The organism is Rhodobacter capsulatus (assembly GCF_005144475.1).
Classification (GTDB): domain Bacteria; phylum Pseudomonadota; class Alphaproteobacteria; order Rhodobacterales; family Rhodobacteraceae; genus Rhodobacter; species Rhodobacter capsulatus_C.
Window position 1 is genome coordinate 254346 of the sequence record NZ_SWJZ01000008.1, and the last position, 14359, is coordinate 268704.

A 14359-nucleotide genomic window follows, 5' to 3' on the forward strand; every position below is an offset into this window, starting at 1 on the left:
GACGCAGTTCTTGACTTATCCAGTCAGATTAAGCGAGGCAGCCGGATGACCATGGCCTTTCACCCCGATCTGAAGGCTTTGCCTTTGGCGATGGCGCCCCTTGGGGTGGCGCTGACCGTGCAGAGCCTGTCCGGCTGCGCCGATTTTTCGGCGCGGATGCTGGCGATGGGCATCGGCCCGGGCCGGGTGATCCGGTTGATGCAGTGCGAGGGCAGCCATGTGGTGCTGGCCGTCGGCGACAGCCGCTTCGGCATCGGCCGCGGCGTGGCGCAAAAGATCCTGGTCACCGAGTCCCGCACGGGGGATCTGAAATGACCATTCAGCTCAAGGACATGAAGGTCGGCACCCGGGGCCGGGTGCTGCGTCTGGCGGGCGGTGCGGGGGGCTACCGCGCGAAGCTGCTGTCGATGGGCCTGACGCCGGGGGCCGAATTCACCGTGCAGCGGGTGGCGCCGATGGGCGATCCCGTGGAAATCGCCCTGCGCGGCTTCCGTCTGACCCTGCGCAAGGCCGAGGCCGATGCGCTTCAGGTCGAAATGCTCGCGGAGGACGCGCAATGAAAAAGCTCATCGTCGGCACTGTCGGCAACCCGAACTGCGGCAAGACCACCTTGTTCAACGCGCTGACCGGCGCCCGGCAACAGGTCGGCAACTGGCCCGGCGTCACCGTGGAACGCAAGTCGGGCAGGTTCCGCGAAGGCATGACCGAGGTCGAGCTGATCGACCTGCCGGGCACCTATTCGCTCGACGCCTCCGAAGGGGATCTGTCGCTGGACGAACAGATCGCCCGCGATTTCGTCGCCGCGCGGGAAGCCGATGTGGTGCTCAATATCGTCGATGCCTCGAACCTGGAACGCAACCTTTACCTGACCGCGCAACTGCTGGAGATGAAGGTTCCGGTGGTGCTGGCGGTCAACATGATCGACATCGCGGAAAGCCGCGGGCTGAAGCTTGACCTTGCGGCGCTGTCCGCAAGCCTTGGCTGTCCGGTTTACGGCGTCGTCGCGGCCGAGGGCCGGGGGGTTGGCGCGCTCAAGGCCGGTCTTGCCGCGCTGGGCCACGAGATCGTTCAGCCGCAGCGCGCCAGCTTCCATGTCGCGCCGGTGCAGGCGGCGGTGACGGCGTTGCGCCCGCTGGTCGAGCCGCTGGCGACCGCGCGCGGGGTGGAGACCGACTGGGCGGCGCTCTCGCTTCTGGAAAGTGACAGCCTGCTGGGCGCCCATCCCGATCCGGCGCTGCGGACCGCGCTGACGAAAGCCCGCAAGGATCTGACCGAAAAGCTGGGCGAGGACATCGACATCGTGCTGGCCGATGCCCGTTACGGCTTCATCGGCACGGTGATGTCGGCGGTGATCCGCGATCAGCGCCGGGTGTCGGAAACCGCCTCGGACCGGATCGACCGGGTGGTGCTGAACCGTGTCTTCGGCGTGCCGATCTTCCTTTTGCTGATGTATCTGATGTTCCTGTTCACCATCGACATCGGCGGCGCCTTCATCGATTTCTTCGACATCGCCGCGGGGGCGATCTTTGTCGACTGGCTCGGCAATGCGCTGACCGCCATCGGCACCCCCGACTGGCTGCGCGAGATCGTCGCCACCGGCCTTGGCGGCGGCGTGCAGACGGTGGCGACCTTCATTCCGGTCGTCGTCTTCCTGTTCCTCTTCCTCTCGGCGCTGGAAGATTCCGGCTACATGGCGCGGGCGGCCTTTGTGATGGACCGCGCGATGCGGGCCATCGGCCTGCCCGGCAAGGCCTTCGTGCCGCTGATCGTCGGCTTTGGCTGCAACGTGCCCGCAGTGATGGCCACCCGCACGATCGAGCGTCACCGCGACCGGTTGATGACGATCCTGATGGCGCCCTTCATGTCCTGCGGCGCCCGTCTGCCGGTCTATGCGCTGTTTGCGGCCGTGTTTTTCCCCGGCCATGGCGGGCTGATCGTGTTCAGCCTTTACATGGCCGGGATCGGGGTGGCGATCCTGTCGGGCCTGGTGATGAAATCGACGCTGCTCTCGGGCCCGGTCACGCCTTTCGTGATGGAACTGCCGCCCTATCACGTGCCGACGCTGAAGGGCGTGGTGATCCGCACCTGGGAAAAGACCCGCAATTTCGTGACCCAGGCGACGAAGATCATCGTGCCGATGGTGATGGTGCTCAACGTGCTGAACTCGATGGGCACCGATGGCAGCTTCGGCAATGCCGACAGCCGCAATTCGGTGCTCAGTGAAATCGGCCGCTCGATCACCCCGATCTTCGCGCCGATGGGCATGACCGAGGAAAACTGGCCCGCCGCCGTGGGTGTCTTCACCGGCATTCTGGCGAAAGAGGCCGTCGTCGGCACGCTGGATGCGCTTTACGCCGAGGCGGGCAAGGCCGATGCCGCCGCCGCGGCTTCCGGTGCGGGCGACGAAGCCGCGCCCGAGGAAGAAGCGCCCTTCCGCCTGTCCGCCGCGCTCTCCGAGGCCGTGGCGACCGTGCCCGCGAACCTGGGCGATGCGATCACGAACTGGACCGATCCGCTCGGTCTGGGCGAGATCGAGGCGCAGGCGGGCGCGAATGCCACCCCCACCGGCCAGGCGATGCTGACCCGTTTCGACGGCGCCGCCGGGGCCTATGCCTACCTGCTCTTCATCCTGCTTTACTTCCCCTGCACCGCGGCGCTGGCGGCGATGGTGCGCGAAGCCGGCATCGGCTGGACCGTCTTCGTGGCGGGCTGGGCGACGGCGGTGGGCTGGATCCTTGGCACCGGCGTCTATCAGGCGGCGCGATTCAGCCTGCACCCCGGGGCCTCGGCAAGCTGGCTGGTCGGTCTGGCGCTTGTCTCGGCGGCGATGTTCGGCGGCCTGCGCCTTTGGGCGAACCGGGCAGAACGCGCCCGCACCGTCGCGGCACAATAGGAGGCACAGATGGCCCTGCAAGACATTCAGGATTACGTCGCCCGGGTCGGCCGGGCGAGCCTGCGCGATCTGAGCCTGCATTTCGGTTCCTCGCCCGAGGCGATGCGCGACATGGCCGGACGGCTCGTCCGCAAGGGGCGGCTTGTCCTCGCGGTCGAGGAAGCCGCCTGCTGCGGCTGCAAGTCGAAGGAGGGCTGTGCCGCGGCGGAATATTACTGCCCGGCGGTGCCCAGCGACGCCGCCTGAGGCAGCAGCCACACCCCCTTGCGCGGCGCGGTGTTGAGGCACAGCTGACAGCGATAGGCCCGCGACAGAAGCGGCGCCGTCATCACACCCTCGGGCGGGCCCGAGGCCGCGATCCGGCCCGCCTCCATCAAGACCATCGCATCGGCATGCATCGCGGTCAGGTTCAGGTCATGCATCACCGCGACCACGCCGCCGCCCGCATCGGCAAAGCGGCGCAGCACCGCCATCACCTGCAGCTGATGCCCGATATCGAGCGCCGCCACCGGCTCGTCGACGAAAAGCCAGGCCGGGCGGCCGTCTGCGACCGGCTCCCAGACCTGCGCCCGCACCCTTGCCAGATGGCCGCGCGCCTGCTCGCCCCCCGACATGTCCTGAAAGAAGCCGTCGATCTTTGCCGCCAGGCCCACCTCGGCCAGCGCGGCCTCGACCACACCCGGGCGGGTCGCACTGGCCCCGGCCTGATGCCCCATCGCCACCACTTCGCGCAGGGTGAAGGGAAAACCGAGCGTGCTCGCCTGCGGCAGCACCCCCCGGCGCAGGGCCAGATCGCGGGGCGACAGTTTCGCCACCGGCTCGCCCTCCAGCAGAACCACGCCACCGCCCGGCAGATCGCCGGTCAGGCGGCGCAGAAGCGTCGTCTTGCCCGATCCGTTCGGCCCGACGATGGCGGTGATCTGGCCCGGCCGTGCCTCGACATCGAGCCGGTGCAGAACCTCGCGCCCGCCCAGTTTTGCGGTGATTCCGGTGGCAATCAGCATCGGTCAAATCTCCACGACGGCGCGACGGGCCAGCAAGATCCAGAGGAACACCGGGGCGCCGATCAGCGCCATGATGATGCCGATGGGCAGCTCGGACGGCGCGACGACCAGCCGCGCGACGGTATCGGCGGCGATCAGCAGCGCCGCGCCGAACAGCGCCGAAAGCGGCAAAAGCAGCCGGTGCGACGGCCCGATGGCAAGCCGCAGGATATGCGGCACGACGATGCCCAGAAAGCCGATGCCGCCCGAGACTGCCACCGCCGCCCCGGTCATCGCCGCCACCGACAGGATCGCGCCGCGTTTCACCCGCTCGACCGGCACGCCCATGTGCTGCGCCACCGCCTCGCCGAGCGCCATCGCGTCAAGCCCGCGGGCAAGGAAGGGGGCAGCCGCCAGCCCGGCCAGCAGGATCGGCGCGGCGGCGGTCAGTTTCAGCCAGTTCGCCCCGGCCAATGATCCAAGCCCCCAGAAGGTCAGATCGCGCAGCTGGTTGTCATCGGCAAGATAGATCAGGATGCCGGTCACCGCGCCCGCAAGCGCGCCCAGCACGATCCCCGCCAGCAAAAGCGTCGCGATCGAGGTCTGCCCGCGCAGGCTGGCGATGCGGGCAAGGATCAGCACCGCCGCCCAGCCGCCCGCAAAGGCGGCAAGCGGCACGACATAGGGCCCCGTCGCGGCGCGGAACGCCGCGGGCAGAAGGCCCCCCAGCACGATGGCCGCCACGGCGCCCAGCCCCGCGCCCGCGCCGACACCGACCAGCCCGGGATCGGCCAGCGGATTGCGGAACAGCCCCTGCATCAGCGCGCCCGACACCGCGAGCGCCGCACCGACCAGCGCCCCCATGATCAGCCGCGGCAACCGGATATCAAGCAAGATCGCCGTCTCGATCGGCGACAGATCGCGGGTCAGCGGCTCCCAGGGCAAAAGCCCCGAGGCGCCAAGGCTCAGGCTTGCCGCCGCCGCCAGCACAAGCGTACAAAGCAGCGCCGCCGTCACCAGCGGCACCGGCAGCCGCTGCGGCAGCCCGGCCCGGCGCGGCCGCGGCGCGGCAAGCGTCGTTTCGGCCATGTTATGGCGCCTTCGGAGCAAGCGCGGCATGCAGCGCGGTGATCGCCTCGGGCGTGCGGGGGCCAAAACCCAGAAGCAGCATCCCGTCCATCCGCACAATGCGGCCCGCCTGTCCGGCCGGGGTCGCCGCCAGCGCCGGATGGGTGGCCACATCCGCTGCGCCATGCCCGCCCGCGTCCTCGCCCGCGCGCGCCATCATCAAGATCACCTCGGGCGCCGCCGTTGCAATCGCCTCGTCGCCCAAGGCCTTGTAGCCGTCAAAGCCGGTCAGCGCATTCTGCCCGCCCGCCAGCGCGATCATCGCCGCGGCCGAGGTGCCCGTGCCCGCCCCGGTCAGCCGCCCGCCAGCGTTCGACAGAACAAACAGCACCCGCGGCTTCGGCCCGCTGTCCTGTGCCACCCGGGCCAGAGCCGCCGTCATCTCGGCCTCCAGCCGGGCGGCCAGCGCTTCGCCCTTGTCGGCCACGCCCAAAGCCGCGGCCACGGTGCGGACCTTGTCCAGAACCGCTTCGGGGCTGTGCCCCTCGGGCACGGGGACAAGCTTCACCCCGGTTTCGCGCAGGGTTTCCAGCGTCTCGGGCGGGCCAGCGCCTTCGGTCAAAAGGATCAGATCGGGGGCGACCGAGAGCACGCCCTCGGGCGAAAGCGCCCGCATGTAGCCCACATCGGGCAGGGCGGTGACCGTTGCGGGATAGGTCGAGGTGGTGTCGCGCCCGACCAGCCGCCCCGCCTCGCCCAAAGCCGCCACCACTTCCGTCACGCCGCCGCCGATCGAGAGCACGCGGTCTTGCGCGGCCAACAGGCCCGGCACCAGCGCAAGGAGCGTGGCACAGACAAGCGCCCTCATTCTGCCGCCTCCCGCAGCGGGGCATCGGGCATCTCGGCCACCAGCGTGTTCCACTCGGCCACCGCCTGCGCTCCCGCCCGCAGCACGCCGAAGATCTGCGCGATCAGCAGCCCGCGCGCATCGAAGAATTCGACCGAATGCGCCGGGCCGCGGGCGGTGTTCTTCACCACGGCATAGATTTCCGCGATCTCGTCCATGCGCAGATGCAGATCGAAACCGTGATCGAACAGCGTGATCCAGGGCCCGGCATCGCCCACCCGACCGACCGGGCCGGTGTGGATCTCGATGCAGCCGCGGTTGCCGACGAAGATCATGATCGGCACCTCGATTTCGGCGGCGCGGTACAGCAGCCGCTCGACCGAGCCCGGGGCAAGGCGGCGCACAAAAGGCGCCCCGGCCAGACGATATGCGCCGAGCCGGTTCATCTTCAGCTTCGCGCACAGCCGCAGGAACTGATGCGTGTCTTCCAGCGCCGCCCAGCCGCTGCGCAGATCCTCCAGCCGGGCCGGGTTCGTTTTTGCCACCTCGGGCGGCTGCCGCGGCGCCAGCGCCAGCACCGCGCCCTGATCGGCCAGCCGCAGATCGTCGAGCAGCGGCTGCCACTGCCCGACATCGCTGCCCGGGCGCAGATGCACCTTGTGCACCGCATCCCCCGCCGCATCGAAGACCTGCAACGAGCGTTTCACCCCCTTTTCCGTCTCCTCCTCCAGCGCGAAGGCATGCACCCATTGCGCCGGAAAGATCCGCAGGTCGATTTCCTCGTTCACCACCAGCGCCGCATGCGGACCCGGGCGGTAATCGTCATAGACCCCGACCTTTTCGATCACGCAGGCATCGTTGCGGGTCAGCGCCATGAGCGGCCCGAAAGCGGTCAGCCGCGGCATCAGCAGATCGGGGCTGGCCGCGATCCTTGTGGCGCCAAAGCCGACCAGAGCGGCGCAGATTTCCGCCTCGGCCAGACCCAGCTGGACGGCCAGATCGCGGGCATGCAGGCGGCGGTCCAGCGCCCGGGCCTTGCGGATGTCTTCGGGGCTGAGGCGCGTCATGGGCTCTCCTTTCAACATGGATCAGAAACGGATCTCAGAAACGGATCGAGGTGCCGACATGCAGGGTGCGACCCTGCCCGTTCTCGGTGGCGCTGGCCGAAAGCCAGGGCGCATAGACCTCGTCGAAAAGGTTCGTGACCTTTGCGTAGATCACCGCATCCTCGGTCACGTCATAGCTGGCAAAAAGATCGACCAGTTCGTAGCTGTCGTCTTTCTGGTAGGGCGTCGAGGTATAGGCATCGGTGAAAAGCCCGCCCGAGACATGGGTATATTGCGCCCCCAGCGTCAGCCGGTCGGCCATGAAATCGCGCGACAGGCGGACGGAAACCGTGTCATCGGGCAGATATTGCCCGGCGCCCAGCCCCGGGGTCTGGCTGGGCAGATGGCTGGAATTATGCGTGTAGCTCAGGCCCAGATCAAAGGCGCGGTGATCGTAATCCAGCTCGATCTCGACCCCTTCGGTCTTCGTCCGGCCGGGCACGTTGACGAAAGCCGCGCCGGTCTGACCGAAGGCATTGGTAAAGGCCATCGAGGTGACGATGTAATTCTCCACCTCCATGTTGTAATAATTCACCCGCCCGGAAAGCCGGTCACCCTCGGCGAAAAGCCCTGCGCGATCAAGGGTGAAGCCCAGTTCGACCCCCTCTTCCGTCTCGGCCTCCAGCCGCGGGTTGGCGATCATGCCGATGCCCCCGCCCGGATGGCTGCCGCCCAGCATGGTTTCCTGCAGCGTCGGCGAGCGCATCGCCCGCGACAGCGTCACATAGGGCTGAACCCAGTCCGTCGCCTGATAGGCCAGCGTCAGCTTCGGATCGAGCGAGCTATTCTTGATGTCGATCGTGCCTTGCGAGGCCTCTCCGTCCAGCCGATAGGAATTCGCCCGCAGCCCCGCGGTGATTTCCCATTTGCCCTGAACGAAGACGTTTTCCGAAAAGGCCGAAAGCCTGCGCGCCTTGCCCGTGGTCGGGTTCACCCCGCCCTTGCTTCCGCCCAGACTGTCCTGCGACGCCTCGATCCCGTTCACGCTGGTCAGTTGCCAGCCGCCGAAGCGCAGCTCTGACGTGTTCGTCACGTCCAGCCCGCGCGTCTTGGTCGACATGTTGCGCCCCACCGACGAGGCAAAGGGAGAGCCGCCGCGCAGCCAGTCGGTCTCGGTCGTGGCGGCATAGGCATTCACCCGCAGGTCGATCAGGCTCGAGCCGGGGTCGTAGTGATAACCGATCTTCGCCACATCATTCGTCAGATGCTGGAAATAGCTCGTGGCGAAAAAGTCGGTCTCGTAGCGCATCAGCGAAAAGGTCAGCCGCTGCGTCTCGGTCAGATCATAGCCGAGCTTGACCAGCGCCGAGGAAATGTCGGTGTCGGTATTGGGCACTTCGACGCCGTCGCCGTCTTCGTAGCTCTCGCCACTGTGGCGGCTGATCGCGGCCAGCGCATCGAACCGCCCCGCCTTCATCGCCGCCGCCGCCATCCCCGAGGTGGTGTCGCCGTTCGAGGCATGGTCCAGCCGGACAAGCCCGCCCCGGGTCTGCCCCTCTTTCAGCACGTCACCCACCTCAAGCGTGCGGAAATTCGCCGAACCGGCGATGCCCGACCCGCCCAGCCCGGTCACCGGACCGCGCGTGATGTCGATCCCGGAAAGCAGGTTTTCATCCACGAAAACATAGCCCTGCGCGGCATGGCCGGTCAGGCGGTAAGTTTGCGGCACGCCGTCAAGCGACATCGCCACCCGGCCCGAGCCCTCGAAACCGCGGATGTTCACCGAAACGCCCGGGTTGCCCGGATCCTTTTGCGTGAAGACCGAGGTCTGCACCCGCAACAGCCCGTCGAGATCGCTGGTGCTGGTGGCGCCGCGCAGATCGTCGGCGGTCAGATGGGTGGCGTTTTCGCCCGCAAGGATCGGCGAGCCGTCCTCGGCGTAGCCGATCACGATCTGACCCAGCCAGAGCGTGTCATCGGCCTGCTCCGCCGCAAGCGGCAGGGACAGGGCGGTGGAACAAAACAGAAAGGCGGCCAGTTGCCGCGATGCGAGGCGCATGAAGATCTCCCGGTCGAAAGCGTGTCGGCTTTGCTGGCGCGGGCTGGCAGTCCTCCATCTCAGCGCATCATTGTTATCTGAGTTATTTTGTCAAGAAATGGTTTTCATCTTCGCGGTCTTGTCTGCGGCGGCCAGCGTGATCTGCCGCGAACACAGCGCCCGGCGCAGCGCGGCATCGTGGCTGATCACGATCAGCGCCATGCCGCGGCGTTGCGCCAGCGGCAGCAGCGCCCGCCACAGCGCCTGCGCCGCCAGCGCGTCGAGCTGCGCGGTGATCTCGTCGCAGATCAAAACCCGCGTTTGCGGCAGGAAGAACCGCGCCAGGGACACCCGGGCCAGCTCGCCGCCCGACAGCTCGGCGGGGTGGCGCGCGGCCCAGCCGGGGCGGATCGCCAGCGCGGCCAGAACCTCGGGGTCGGGCGGCGCGGCATTGGCCAGAATGCGCCCGACGGTCCAGCGCGGATCGACGGCCAGTTCCGGCGCCTGCGGCACATGCTGCACCGGGCCGGGCTGGCGGCGGGGCAGGGGGGCGCCCTGCCACAGCACCCGCCCGGCATCGGGGGTCAGCGCGCCCGAAAGCACCCGCGCCAGCGTCGATTTCCCTGCCCCCGAGGCGCCGGAAAGCCCCAGCACCTCGCCCGGGGCCAGCGTCAGAGACACCTCGTGCAGCACCGGACGACCGGCGAAGGCCAGCGAAATCGCCTCGGCCCTCAACATGGCAGATCCGCCTCTGCCCAGCTTTGCGCCGCCCAGAGCGCGCGGGAAAACGGATGCCGCAGCTGCCCGCCGGTGAAGTCCCCGGCCATGGCGGTTTCGACCATCCGGCCCTCCTGCAAGATGGTGATCCGCCCGGCGATGGCGATGAGCCGCGGCAGATCATGGCTGATCACGCAGACCCCGTGCCCCTGCGCCGCAAGCCCGGCCAGCAGCGCAAGGATCCGGTCGGCGGTCTCGGGGTCAAGGCCCAGCGTCGGCTCGTCGGCGATCAGAAAACCGGCGCCGGTCGCCAGCGCCGTGGCGATCAGCGCGCGTTTCGCCATCCCGCCCGACAGTTCATGCGGAAAGGCCCGGGCGGCGGTTTCGGGCAGGCCGAGCCGGGCGAGCGCGGCGGGGATATCGGGCGGCGGCTGCCCCGCCAGCCGGGCAAAGCGGGTGATCTGCGCGCCAAGCCGGGTCAGCGGATCAAGCGCGTCGATCGCTTGCGGCGCAAGCGCGAGTTGCCCCGGGGCAAGTCCTTGCCCATCAAGCGTGATCTGCCCGCAAACCTCGGCATTGCCGGGCAAAAGCCCCATCAGCGTCTCGGCCACCAGACTTTTTCCGGCGCCGGAGCCGCCCACAAGCCCGATCACCTCGCCGCGCGCCAAGGTCAGCTCAAGCCCGGACAGTGCCGTGGCGTGACCGCCGTCATGGCGGCGAAACCGCACCGAAAGTGCCGTGACCCGCAGCATCACGCCACCCCCTCGCGCGGGTCGGCGGCGCGGCGCAGGGTCTCTCCGAACAGCTCGAAGCTGAGCGCGACGATCATCAGCCCCAGCCCCGGAAACAGTGCCACCCACCAATGCCCGGCCAGAATCCCGCGCAGGCTTTCCGACAGGATCACCCCGATCGAGGGCAGATGCGGCGGGATGCCAAGGCCAAGGAAAGAGAGCCCGGCCTCGTGCAGGATCGCATGCGGAAAGATCAAGACGAAGCCCGCCACCACCTGCGGCAGCAGATGCGGCGCCAGATGATGCCGCGCGATCCAGAGCCGTGGACGGCCCAGGGCGCGCGAGACGGTCACGAAATCGGCCGCGGCGACGGTCTGCGCCTCGTGCCGCAACACCCGCGCCAGCCGCGGCCAATGCGTCAGCCCGACGCCGAGGACGACGCCCCAGATCCCGCCGCCCGCCGCATAGGCGACCAGCATGATCAGCACGAAATGCGGCAGGCCCAGCGCCATCTCGGTCAGCACGCCGATGATCCGGTCAAGGCGGCGATCCAGCGCCGCGGCAAGGCCGAGACCCACCGCCAGCGCCGTCGACAGGATCGCGGCGAAAAGCCCGATCTTGACCGAGACGGCCAGCGCGGCAAGGCTGCGTGCCGCCATGTCGCGGCCCAGCGCATCGGTGCCGAACGGATGCGCCAGCGAGGGCGGCAGGTTGCGCGTTGCGGCGCTTACCGCCGGGCCGGTCTCGGGCAGGGCCAGCGCGACCAGGATCGGCGCGGCGAAGACCGCGGTCACCAGCCCGCCGCGCCAGATCAGCGCGCGGCGCAGGGGCGATCGAAAGCCGATCGGGCGCAGGCTCAGGCTGGCATCGGTCATCGCATCTCCCTCAGCCGCGGATCGGCCAGCCGCGCGGCGATATCGGCCAGAAGGTTGCCGCAAAAGACAAAAAGCAGCGTTGCCAGCGCGATGCCAAGCAGCAGCGGCGCATCGGCCCCGGTGGCGGCGCGCACGGTGGCCTGACCAAGCCCGGGCCAGGCAAAGATCGTCTCGGCCAGCACCGACCCGCCGACAAGTTCCCCCGCCCCCGCCAGATGCACCGTCAGCGCCGGGCCAAGCGCATGCCGGGCGCCGTAGCGAAACGCCAGCCGCAGCCCCGAGGCCCCATGCGCCGCCAGATGCCGCGCCGCCGGGCTTTCCAGAAAGGTTACGGCGCGGGCGCGGGTATGCAGGATCAGCGCCGAAATCCCGACGACCGACACCGTGACGGCGGGCAGGATCAGATGGGTCAGCCGCGCGCCAAGGCTTGCTTCGGCGGCGGTCAGGCCGGGGGGCGTGGCGCAGCAGGCGGGCAGCCAGCCAAGGCCCACCGCAAAGACCGACACCAAAAGGATCGCGATCCAGAACCCCGGGCTGGCCGAGAGCATCACCGCCAGCCCCCGGATCAACCGGTCAGGCCAGCGCCCCCGCATCGCCGCGGCCAGCAGGCCAAGCGAAAAGCCAAGCGCCAGCGCCAGACAAAACGCCGTGCCGATCAGCGCCAGCGAGGCCCCGGCGCGCTGGGCGATCAGATCGAGCACCGGGGCGTTGTAGCTGATCGAGATGCCGAAATCGCCCGCGGCGAGATGCGAGAGCCACAGCCAGAACCGCTCCGGCGCGGGGGCGTTCAATCCCCAGGCCTCGGCGATGGCGGCGCGCTGCTCGGGGCCGACCTGCGCCACCCGCGCGCCGACATAGGCCTGCACCGGATCGACCGGGGCGAGCGAGACCAGCGTGAAGAGCCCCGCCATCGCCAGCGGCACCAGCCAGATCAGCCGGATCAGCCGGTCCAGAAGCAGCCGCGCCAGCCAGGTCCGGCGCATCACTTGCAGGTCCATGTCCAGCCTTGCAGGCCCTGCGTGATCGGGTAGCCATGGCCATGCGGCTCGATCTGCAACGGGCCGAGGTCAAGGCAATCGCTGACCCAATAGTTGTGGTCGATGTTCACCAGCCAGGCCCAGGCGGCATCGCCGCGCGCGCCAAAGCCGGTGCTTCCATCCCATTGCGCCGCCTGCCATTCCGGCAGCGAGGCGGCAAAATCCGGGGCCGCCTGCGCCGCATCCAGATGGGCATCGACGGCCGGGTTCCGGTAATAGCCGGCGTTGTAGTAATCGACCCCGGCGAAATCGCCGTGATACAGCGCCTCGATCTCGGACGGGTCATGCGCGCCCCAGCCGAACAGCACCGCATCGGCATGCATCACGGTTTCGATGTCATCCCAGCTTTTGCCCGCGGGTTCGATGGCGATGCCCACCGCCTTCGCCTGTTCCGCCACCCCAAGCGCCAGCGCCTGGCGCAGCGAATCCGAGGCCGGATAGACAAGGGTGAAGCGCGCCTCCCGCCCGTCCTTTTCGCGCAAGCCGTCGCCATCGCTGTCCCGCCAGCCCGCGGCCTCGAGCGTGAGCGCGGCAGCGATCGGGTCGGCATCGGGCAGGGCGGCGGCGGGCTGATCCCAGGGCAGGCCATCGGCCGGACCATGCGCCGGGCGGCCATGGCCCTCGAGCGCCAGATCGACCAGCGCCTTGCGGTCCAGCAACTGGTTGAGCGCGCGGCGGATCGCGGGATCGGCGGTCACGTCATTGCCGATCGGCTTGCCCTCGGCGGTCTTGCCCCCGGCGGCAACCATGGGGAACATCACGCCGCGGTTGTCGACGGTCTTCACATGCAGCGCATGCATGCCTTGCGGCGGGCTGTCCGATCCGGCCGGGGGCACGGCCGCCACCTGCACCGCCCCGGTCTGCGCCAATGCGATCGCCGCCGCTTCCTCGCCGAAGACGAAGCTTACCCGCGGAAAGGGAATGGTTCCGCCATGCCAATAGGGGTTCGGCTCGACCACCAGCTGTTCGCCCGGACGCCATTCGACCATCCGGAACGGCCCGGCGCCCAGCGGATGACGGGCGTAATCCGCGCCATAGCGCGCCTTCGGCACGATCCCGAGCCCGACCAGATGGCTGGTGAAGGTGATCTGCGGCTGCGTCAGTTCCAGCTCCACCGTGTCGGGGGCGACAACCCGGGCCTCGCGCAGGATCTTCATGTCAACGAGCCCGCCCGCATCGCGCGCGGTGTTGAAGGTGAAGGCCACATCCTCGGCCGTCAGCGCCGTGCCATCCGAGAATTTCGCATCCTGCCGCAGTTTGATCGTCCAGGTCCGCCGGTCGTCCGACAGGCTCCAGCCCGTCGCCAGATCGCCGACCAGGCTCAGATCGGCCCCAAAGCGCAGCAGCGTCGCCTGAAACAGCGGGTTGCCGTAGCGGCCCCAGCCCATCACCGGATCGAAGCCGCCCTCGGGCTCGCCGCCCACCGCCAGAACCAGCGGCGGCACCGGACCGGCGTGCAAAGGCGCCGCCAGCGCGAAAGCCAGCAGCGCGGCAGGCACGAGCCCGTTCAAGGTTGTCTTCGCCATGTTGCCCCCAAAGTATGATTTGGCGAAGACTAAATCATACGGTCGCGGCCTCTGTCCACAGCGAATGCGGCGATTGGGGCTCAGGCGGTGGGGCGGCTGAAGACATAGCCGACGCCGGTGACCATCAGTGCCGCGACGGCCGCGGTCTGCCAGGCGGCGGGGTGGCGCAGCAGGATGAACAGCGCCAGCCCCAGCGCCGAGCCGCACAGCGCCATCACCTTGCCGCGCCGCGGGATCGCGCCGCGTTCGCGCCAGTCGCGCAGCATCGGGCCGAAGACGCGGTGGGTCAGCAGCCAGTCCTCGAGCCGTTCGGAGGAGCGGGCAAAGAAGGCCGCCGCAAGGATCAGGAACGGCACCGTCGGCAGCACCGGCAGGAAGATGCCCACAAAGGCGACGGCCGTGAAGATCAGCCCGATGCTCAGATAGATTGCCCGCAGCAGACGTTCTCCGGGCGTGTGCTGGCTCATCTTTCGCCTCCCTCGTGGCCGGGCGTCCCGCCGGAAAGGCGGGGCCGCAAGAAATCGAATCGCCGTCCTTGCCCCGCGCCGGACATCATGTCGCAGGGTCTTTCCGGAAGCAGGCCACAGCCGGGGTGCGG

Annotated in this window: 15 protein-coding genes; 4 read left to right on the forward strand and 11 right to left on the reverse strand. The window is 68.7% G+C overall.

The features are described 5' to 3' along the window. Positions 1–45: 45 nt before the first annotated feature. The 4 genes from FBT96_RS02450 to FBT96_RS02465 are packed head-to-tail and all read left to right on the forward strand — an operon-like array spanning position 46 to position 3139. A complete protein-coding gene (locus tag FBT96_RS02450) occupies positions 46–315 on the forward strand; it encodes a FeoA family protein (protein WP_136904797.1) in 270 nt (89 codons plus the stop codon). Then, positions 312–560, forward strand: a complete 249-nt coding sequence (locus FBT96_RS02455) for a FeoA family protein (RefSeq protein ID WP_136904798.1) — start codon at positions 312–314, stop codon at positions 558–560. The genes FBT96_RS02450 and FBT96_RS02455 overlap by 4 nt, the downstream gene beginning before the upstream one ends. Next, entirely contained in the window at positions 557–2893 is a 2337-nt protein-coding gene (feoB, locus tag FBT96_RS02460) for a Fe(2+) transporter permease subunit FeoB (RefSeq protein WP_136904799.1), read from the forward strand. The genes FBT96_RS02455 and feoB overlap by 4 nt, the downstream gene beginning before the upstream one ends. A gap of 9 nt (positions 2894–2902) precedes the next feature. Beyond that, entirely contained in the window at positions 2903–3139 is a 237-nt protein-coding gene (locus FBT96_RS02465) for a FeoC-like transcriptional regulator (protein ID WP_136904800.1), read from the forward strand. On the opposite strand, the gene FBT96_RS02470 is transcribed toward FBT96_RS02465, so the two are convergent. From FBT96_RS02470 to FBT96_RS02520, 11 genes are all read right to left on the reverse strand, one after another. Further along, the gene (locus FBT96_RS02470) at positions 3106–3897 is read right to left on the reverse strand and encodes a heme ABC transporter ATP-binding protein (RefSeq protein ID WP_136904801.1); all 792 of its coding nucleotides are present in this window, start codon (positions 3895–3897) and stop codon (positions 3106–3108) included. The two genes, FBT96_RS02465 and FBT96_RS02470, sit on opposite strands and share 34 nt — an antisense overlap. Positions 3898–3900: 3 nt before the next feature. Then, positions 3901–4965, reverse strand: coding sequence for a FecCD family ABC transporter permease (locus tag FBT96_RS02475; RefSeq protein WP_136904802.1), 1065 nt, complete (start codon positions 4963–4965; stop codon positions 3901–3903). A gap of 1 nt (position 4966) precedes the next feature. Continuing rightward, positions 4967–5812 (reverse strand): heme/hemin ABC transporter substrate-binding protein, encoded by an 846-nt coding sequence (locus FBT96_RS02480; protein ID WP_136904803.1) that lies wholly within the window; start codon positions 5810–5812, stop codon positions 4967–4969. Further along, positions 5809–6858, reverse strand: a complete 1050-nt coding sequence (locus FBT96_RS02485) for a hemin-degrading factor (RefSeq protein ID WP_249306207.1) — start codon at positions 6856–6858, stop codon at positions 5809–5811. Before FBT96_RS02485 ends, FBT96_RS02480 begins: the two co-directional genes overlap by 4 nt. Before the next feature lie 34 nt (positions 6859–6892). Next, the gene (locus tag FBT96_RS02490) at positions 6893–8896 is read right to left on the reverse strand and encodes a TonB-dependent receptor domain-containing protein (protein WP_136904804.1); all 2004 of its coding nucleotides are present in this window, start codon (positions 8894–8896) and stop codon (positions 6893–6895) included. A gap of 90 nt (positions 8897–8986) precedes the next feature. Then, the gene (locus tag FBT96_RS02495) at positions 8987–9613 is read right to left on the reverse strand and encodes an ATP-binding cassette domain-containing protein (protein WP_136904805.1); all 627 of its coding nucleotides are present in this window, start codon (positions 9611–9613) and stop codon (positions 8987–8989) included. Beyond that, a complete protein-coding gene (locus FBT96_RS02500; protein ID WP_136904806.1) occupies positions 9607–10344 on the reverse strand; it encodes an ATP-binding cassette domain-containing protein in 738 nt (245 codons plus the stop codon). The genes FBT96_RS02495 and FBT96_RS02500 overlap by 7 nt, the downstream gene beginning before the upstream one ends. Beyond that, positions 10344–11198, reverse strand: a complete 855-nt coding sequence (locus FBT96_RS02505; RefSeq protein WP_136904807.1) for an ABC transporter permease — start codon at positions 11196–11198, stop codon at positions 10344–10346. Before FBT96_RS02505 ends, FBT96_RS02500 begins: the two co-directional genes overlap by 1 nt. Further along, positions 11195–12196: an ABC transporter permease gene (locus tag FBT96_RS02510; protein WP_136904808.1), complete on the reverse strand. Its 1002-nt coding sequence runs from the start codon at positions 12194–12196 to the stop codon at positions 11195–11197. The genes FBT96_RS02505 and FBT96_RS02510 overlap by 4 nt, the downstream gene beginning before the upstream one ends. After that, positions 12181–13761: an ABC transporter substrate-binding protein gene (locus tag FBT96_RS02515; RefSeq protein WP_136904809.1), complete on the reverse strand. Its 1581-nt coding sequence runs from the start codon at positions 13759–13761 to the stop codon at positions 12181–12183. The genes FBT96_RS02510 and FBT96_RS02515 overlap by 16 nt, the downstream gene beginning before the upstream one ends. An 80-nt stretch (positions 13762–13841) precedes the next feature. Further along, positions 13842–14228, reverse strand: a complete 387-nt coding sequence (locus tag FBT96_RS02520; RefSeq protein ID WP_169583132.1) for a YbaN family protein — start codon at positions 14226–14228, stop codon at positions 13842–13844. Positions 14229–14359 lie beyond the last annotated feature (131 nt).

What these genes read in the sequence shown, in the direction of transcription:
- FBT96_RS02450 (WP_136904797.1), top strand. Translation starts at nt 46, where the DNA reads ATGACCATGGCCTTTCACCCCGATCTGAAGGCTTTGCCTTTGGCGATG.
- FBT96_RS02455 (WP_136904798.1), top strand. Translation starts at nt 312, where the DNA reads ATGACCATTCAGCTCAAGGACATGAAGGTCGGCACCCGGGGCCGGGTG.
- feoB (WP_136904799.1), top strand. Translation starts at nt 557, where the DNA reads ATGAAAAAGCTCATCGTCGGCACTGTCGGCAACCCGAACTGCGGCAAG.
- FBT96_RS02465 (WP_136904800.1), top strand. Translation starts at nt 2,903, where the DNA reads ATGGCCCTGCAAGACATTCAGGATTACGTCGCCCGGGTCGGCCGGGCG.
- FBT96_RS02470 (WP_136904801.1), bottom strand. Translation starts at nt 3,897, where the DNA reads ATGCTGATTGCCACCGGAATCACCGCAAAACTGGGCGGGCGCGAGGTT.
- FBT96_RS02475 (WP_136904802.1), bottom strand. Translation starts at nt 4,965, where the DNA reads ATGGCCGAAACGACGCTTGCCGCGCCGCGGCCGCGCCGGGCCGGGCTG.
- FBT96_RS02480 (WP_136904803.1), bottom strand. Translation starts at nt 5,812, where the DNA reads ATGAGGGCGCTTGTCTGTGCCACGCTCCTTGCGCTGGTGCCGGGCCTG.
- FBT96_RS02485 (WP_249306207.1), bottom strand. Translation starts at nt 6,858, where the DNA reads ATGACGCGCCTCAGCCCCGAAGACATCCGCAAGGCCCGGGCGCTGGAC.
- FBT96_RS02490 (WP_136904804.1), bottom strand. Translation starts at nt 8,896, where the DNA reads ATGCGCCTCGCATCGCGGCAACTGGCCGCCTTTCTGTTTTGTTCCACC.
- FBT96_RS02495 (WP_136904805.1), bottom strand. Translation starts at nt 9,613, where the DNA reads ATGTTGAGGGCCGAGGCGATTTCGCTGGCCTTCGCCGGTCGTCCGGTG.
- FBT96_RS02500 (WP_136904806.1), bottom strand. Translation starts at nt 10,344, where the DNA reads ATGCTGCGGGTCACGGCACTTTCGGTGCGGTTTCGCCGCCATGACGGC.
- FBT96_RS02505 (WP_136904807.1), bottom strand. Translation starts at nt 11,198, where the DNA reads ATGACCGATGCCAGCCTGAGCCTGCGCCCGATCGGCTTTCGATCGCCC.
- FBT96_RS02510 (WP_136904808.1), bottom strand. Translation starts at nt 12,196, where the DNA reads ATGGACCTGCAAGTGATGCGCCGGACCTGGCTGGCGCGGCTGCTTCTG.
- FBT96_RS02515 (WP_136904809.1), bottom strand. Translation starts at nt 13,761, where the DNA reads ATGGCGAAGACAACCTTGAACGGGCTCGTGCCTGCCGCGCTGCTGGCT.
- FBT96_RS02520 (WP_169583132.1), bottom strand. Translation starts at nt 14,228, where the DNA reads ATGAGCCAGCACACGCCCGGAGAACGTCTGCTGCGGGCAATCTATCTG.